Here is a 5,609-nt window from a genome sequence, read left to right on the forward strand (position 1 = left end):
GCACCACCAGGAACAGGCCGGACACGAAAACCAGTAGCTGCCAAGGGAACAGCGACCAGCGCAGCGCCGACCGATCGCAGACCGCGAAGACCAGCACCACGATGACCGCCGCCGCCGCGGCCGCCAGTCCGATGCGATCCCCCACGAACGGAATCGCGAGCACGAACAGCAGGCACGCGCCCCCGGACGCGTACAGCAGCACCCGTTCGCGGTTGTCGGCCGGGCGAATCGGTTCCGGCACCACGTAGCGGTCGGTCCCCCGCTGGTCCCGCCGCCAGTACCACCACCACAGGCACACCATGGTCATGGCGATCGAAAGCAGTTGCGGCAGCCACATTCTGGCCGCGAATCCGGTCGCGTCCAACGCCACCCGATCCGCCGCCAGCAGATTGGTCAGATTCGACACCGGCAACAACAGACTCGCGGTGTTCGCCAGCCACAGCGTCGTCATGGCCAGCGGCAGCGGCGGAATCCGCGCGGGCACCGCCAGCGCCAGCATCACCGGCGTCAGCAGCACCGCCGTCGTATCCAGATTCAGCACCGTCGTGGTGGCCGACGCGAACAACACGCACAGCAGGAACAACCCGACGTAATTCCCACCCGCCATGATCGCCAGCCGATGCGCGATCACATCGAACACCTTGGCCCGCCGCGCCAGATTCGCCAGCACGATCACACTGCCCAGGAACAACAGCAACGGCGCGATCCGCCGCATATTCGCCTCGGCGTCGGCGCGTGGCAGCAGTCCCGTTGCCACACACAACAACCCGACGACCAACAGTCCGATCCGGACGGTGTCCAGCACGCTCGGTCGCCAGCGCATGGCCGATCGGGCCCCTTTCTGTCGGGCATCGAGAAAGGATCGGCGAGGTCGGCCCGAGCGCGGGATACTGGCAGGGTGACGCTGTGGGGTGGGCAGTCTCGGTCGATCTTTGTCAGTTATTCACCCGCCGATGAGCGGTGGGCGATTTGGCTGGCTTGGCAATTGGAACACGCGGAAGCACGGTATCGGACCGTGCTGGCGGCGTGGGACTTCGATCCGGGGACGAACTATGGGGAGTTCGTGCAGCGGGGGGTGCGGGAATCCGATCTGGTCGTGGCGGTGGTGACGCGCAACTATGTGTCGTCGCGGCATGCGAATCGGGAATGGCAGGCCGCGCTGGAGGTGGACCCAGGCAAGCTGCTGGCGATTCGCGTCGGGGAATGTGCGATGGAGTGGTTGCCGTCCGGGGTCGGGTTTCTGGACGTGGACGGGATCGGCGAGGCGGCGCAGGTCCGCCGGCAGGTGTTCGAGCGGGTGGAGCGGCTGCTGTCGGAGCGGTGGACGCCGCGGCGGGCGCTGGAACCGCGGGCCGATGACATCTGGTCACCGGCAACCGATCTCGAGGCGGTGCGGCGGCGACCTCTGTCACCGCCGGACTTTCCCGGCGACACGGCGGCGCACGGAGCGCCCGCCGGACTGTCGATCCTGCATGTCTCGGGTCCACGCTTCGGGCGCGGGCTGCCGTCCGCCGACATCCCCAGCGATCCGGAGGGCCTGCAATCCCATATCTACGGCGCGGTCACCGATCTGGTGGACGCGGGCGCGCCGCCGCCGGATCTGATCGTGGTCAGCGGCGATCTCACCGAATCCGCCCATCCCACCGAATTCCGCAAGGCCACTTCGTTTCTCAGCGGCCTGCGGGTGCTGCTCAAACTGGAGCCCGACCGGGTGGTCATCGTGCCCGGCAACCAGGACATCTCGCGGCTCGCCTGCGACGCCTACTTCCGTGAATGCGCCGCCTACGACCGGCTGCCGGTGCAGCCGTACTACGCGAAGTTGAAGCTGTTCGAGCAGATGTTCACCGCCCTGTACCGGGGGCTGGATCATCTCGTCTTCGATGTCGGCCAGCCCTGGACCCTGTTCCCGATCCCCGAATTGCGGCTGGTGGTCGCCGGTTTGAACTCGACCATGGCCGCCACCCACGAGGACAAGGACAACTACGGCTGGATCGGCACCCGCCAGAAGGACTGGTTCGCCGGGCAACTGCGCGCCTACGAGTCGCAGGGCTGGTTCCGGCTGGGCGTGATCAGCCACGATCCCGCGCCCGGATCGGTGACGTCGCAATATGATCCGCGCGTGCTGCGGGATGCGGAGGCCGTCTTCCGGCGGCTGGGTCCGCGCCTGAACCTGCTGCTGCGCGGCCCCAGCCGGGCGGGCCGCTCGGTGGCGCACCACGGCGGCACCCTGCCCGTGCTGTCGGCCCCCGCCCCCGGACAGGCCGAGCTCATCCACCTCACCGCCGACGGCGTGACCCGGTACCGTCTCGACGACGCCGCCGACCCGCCCGCGCCACAGGCCGTGGACTGGGCGAATTCCGTTGTCGCCCTGCGCGGCCGAGCCCCGGCCCGGGAACTCCCCGCCCCACCGCAACCACCGCGTCCCAGCGCCGCCCTGGCCGGTGAGACCGTGCGGCCGCACGAGTTGCTGCTGGAGCAGGTCACCGAGGTCTGTCAGGTGCGCTACCCGGACGCGCGCATCCGGCGCACCACCTCCGACCCGCCGTACCTGCTGGTCACCATCAATTCCGATCCGGTGATCGAACAGCTCATCATCGGCGCGCACGTGGGCGAGGTGACCGGGCAGGTCCTCGACGGCTTCCTGGGCCCGCAACCGAAACCCGGCTCCCAGCTCATCTACCTCGGCCCCGATCCCGACCCGGACCTGCGCGACCGCGCGGCCGCCGAGGGCGTGCGCATCCGCAGCTTCGCCGACTTCCAGGGCCTCGCCAATCTGGACGGCTACGTGCGCCAGCAGTCGGCCCGCCTGCGCGCGGACACCGCCTACGCCGCCGATCTTTATGTGCCGCAACGCTTCCGGATGCTGGCGCCGCGCGGCCGGGAGGTGCAGAACGATCTGGTCGCCGAGCTGCTGCGGCTGGTGAGCGCCGACGACGGCCGATTCGTATTGCTGCTGGGCGATTTCGGGCTCGGCAAGACCTTCGCGCTGCGCGAGCTGACCCGCCGCATCACCGAATCCGGCGCGGACCTCGTCCCCATCCTCATCGAACTGCGCAATCTGGACCGCACCAGCTCCCTCGACACCCTACTGGCCGCGCACCTGGCCAACAACGGCGAATCCCGCATCGACCTGCGCGCCCTGCGCTACATGCTGGCCCAGGGCCGGGTGGTGCTGCTGTTCGACGGCTTCGACGAACTGCTGACCCGGCTCAACTACGACACCGCCGCCGAGCACATGGCCACCCTGCTGCAGGCCGCGACCGGCCGGGCCAAGGTGGTGGTGGCGGGCCGCACCCAGCACTTCAAGTCCTACGACCAGATCGCCGCGGCGCTGCAGACCCAGGACGAGCCGCACCCCGACCGCTACATCCTCGGCGTCGAGAACTTCACCCACGAACAGGTGCACGCCTTCCTGGTGAATCGCTATGGCACCGGCGGTCCTTCGGCGGATGCCCGCATGCGACTGCTGCGCGGCATCCCGGATCTGCTGGAACTCGCCCGCAATCCACGCATGCTCAGCTTCATCGCCGACCTCGACGAGCAACGCCTGCGCACCGCGGCCGGGGCGCAGCAGATCATCGGCCCGACCCGGCTCTACCGGGAGATCCTGACCGCCTGGCTGACCTACGAGATCGACCGCTCCCCCGAACGCGCGGGCTCGCAGCCCACGCTGCGAATCGGCGAACTGTGGCTCGCCGTCACGTATTTCGCCCTGCGGGTGTGGGAGACCGGCCGCCCCTATCTGAGCCTGGCCGAACTGACCGAGGTCGCGAACGCCGCCGTCGAGCGGATCGACGCGACCCGCCTCAATGCCGCCCAGTTCGTGCACACCCTCGGCTCGCGCAGCCTCATCGTGCGCGGCGAGGACAACCACTTCGGATTCATCCACTCCTCGGTGCGGGACTGGCTGGTCACCGACCAGGTGGCCCGGCAACTCGCCGACGGGGCGACCGCGCCCGCGGCCCTGGGCCAGGCGCAGCTGGAGCCGCTCGCCGTCGAATTCCTCTGCGACCTGGCCCCGATCGACGCGCTGCGGACCTGGGTCGAACGGGTACAGGCGGATCCGTCCGAGCACGAGATCACCCGCACCAATGCCGCGCGCGTCGCCGCCCGGCTGCGCATCTCTCCGCACGAGGACCTGCGCGGACTCAACCTGTCACGCGAGGACCTGTCGTTCCGCAATCTCTCGCGGCTCGACTTCACCGGCGCGGACATGACCGAGGCCAGGCTCTCGGGCGCGGTGCTCGACCACGCCGTGCTGCACGGGGTGCGGCTGGTGGGCGCACAACTCGACCAGGCGTCCCTGGTGGGCGCGGATCTGCGGGGAGCCGATATGACCGAGGTCCAACTGGTCAGCGCCAATCTGCAGAACGCCGACCTGCGCGGGGCCCGGCTGCACCGGGCGCATCTGGATCAGGCGTCACTGGTCCGCGCCAATCTGGGCCGTGCCGATCTGACCGGGGCCCGGCTGGCCCGCACCGACCTCACCGGCATGCGCGGGGAGGGCAGCCGCTGGACCCGTGCCGCCCTGCTCGATGTGGTGGGCGCGCCGATCGGCACCGATCTGGCCGGGTCCGGCCGGGTGCCCGGCACCCCGCCGCGCACCGAATTCGCCCCCGCCACAATCGGAGTCAAGCACGGGGTGGACGCGCAGAGCGGGCGGCTGCCGCGGCCGCTGGCCTTCAGCCCCGACGGCGGCACCGTCGCGATCGGCTGCGATTCCGGCAGCGTGGTGGTCTACGGCGCGGACACCGGGCGGACCCTGCGCACCCTGCACGGGCATCGCGCCCGCACCTTCGCCGTCGCCTACACCGAGAAGGTGCTGGTCACCGGGTCCGCCGACGGCACGGTCCGGATCTGGGACGCCGCCAGCGGCGCGGTGCGAAAGATCCTGTCCGGACATCGGAACTGGCCGTGGCCGCTCGAAACCGACAGCGCCGGAACACTGCTCGCCACCGGCGACGCGGACGGCACGCTGCGGCTGTGGCAGCTGCCCGACGGCGAACCGGTGCACGAGTTCCCGCCGCCGGACGGTGTGCCGCAACGCATCTACAGCATCGCGCCGCACCGCGACCGGGTAGCGGCCGCGTATCACGATGGCGCCGTGCGCGTCTGGAATCGCGCGACCGGCCGCGAGATCGGCGGCTTCCAGGGCGCGCCCGGCCCGGTGCGGCGGATCTGCTGGGATCCGGACGGCCACCTGCTGGCCGTCGCGGGCGCGGGCGGCGCGCTCGGCCTGTGGGATCCGGACACCGGAACCCGGGTGCACGAGCTGGCCGGGCACCGCGACATCGTCTACGCGGTGGCCTTCCATCCGGTCGAGCCGATCGTGGCCAGCGGCGACACCACCGGTGGAATCCGCCTGTGGGACACCGGCACCGGGGAGCAGCTGACGCAGCACACCGAGCACGGCGACGCCCGCATCCACTGGCTGGGTTTCGACCCCGCCGGCGACATGCTGGCCACCGGCGACACCGCGGGCGCGGTGTACGTGCGCGACGGCCGCACCGGCGCGCCCCTGCACCGGCTCACCGGCCACACCGGTTCCATCTGGCCCTTCGCCTTCCGGCCGGACGGCACCCAGCTCGCCGTCGCCGACGACCAATTCG

Annotated in this window: 2 protein-coding genes; one reads left to right on the forward strand and one right to left on the reverse strand. The window is 70.4% G+C overall.

The genetic code is table 11. The annotated features are described in order from the left end of the window. Positions 1–823, reverse strand: an 823-nt coding sequence (locus ACWELQ_RS36535) for an SLC13 family permease (RefSeq protein ID WP_452401587.1), incomplete at its 3' end; no start/stop codon positions are given. Between the two features lie 75 nt (positions 824–898). Between ACWELQ_RS36535 and ACWELQ_RS36540 the strand changes: the two genes are divergently transcribed. After that, positions 899–5,609 (forward strand): pentapeptide repeat-containing protein (locus tag ACWELQ_RS36540; protein WP_452401588.1); only part of this gene is annotated, 4,711 nt, incomplete at its 3' end.

This window comes from Nocardia sp. NPDC004722 (assembly GCF_053601505.1).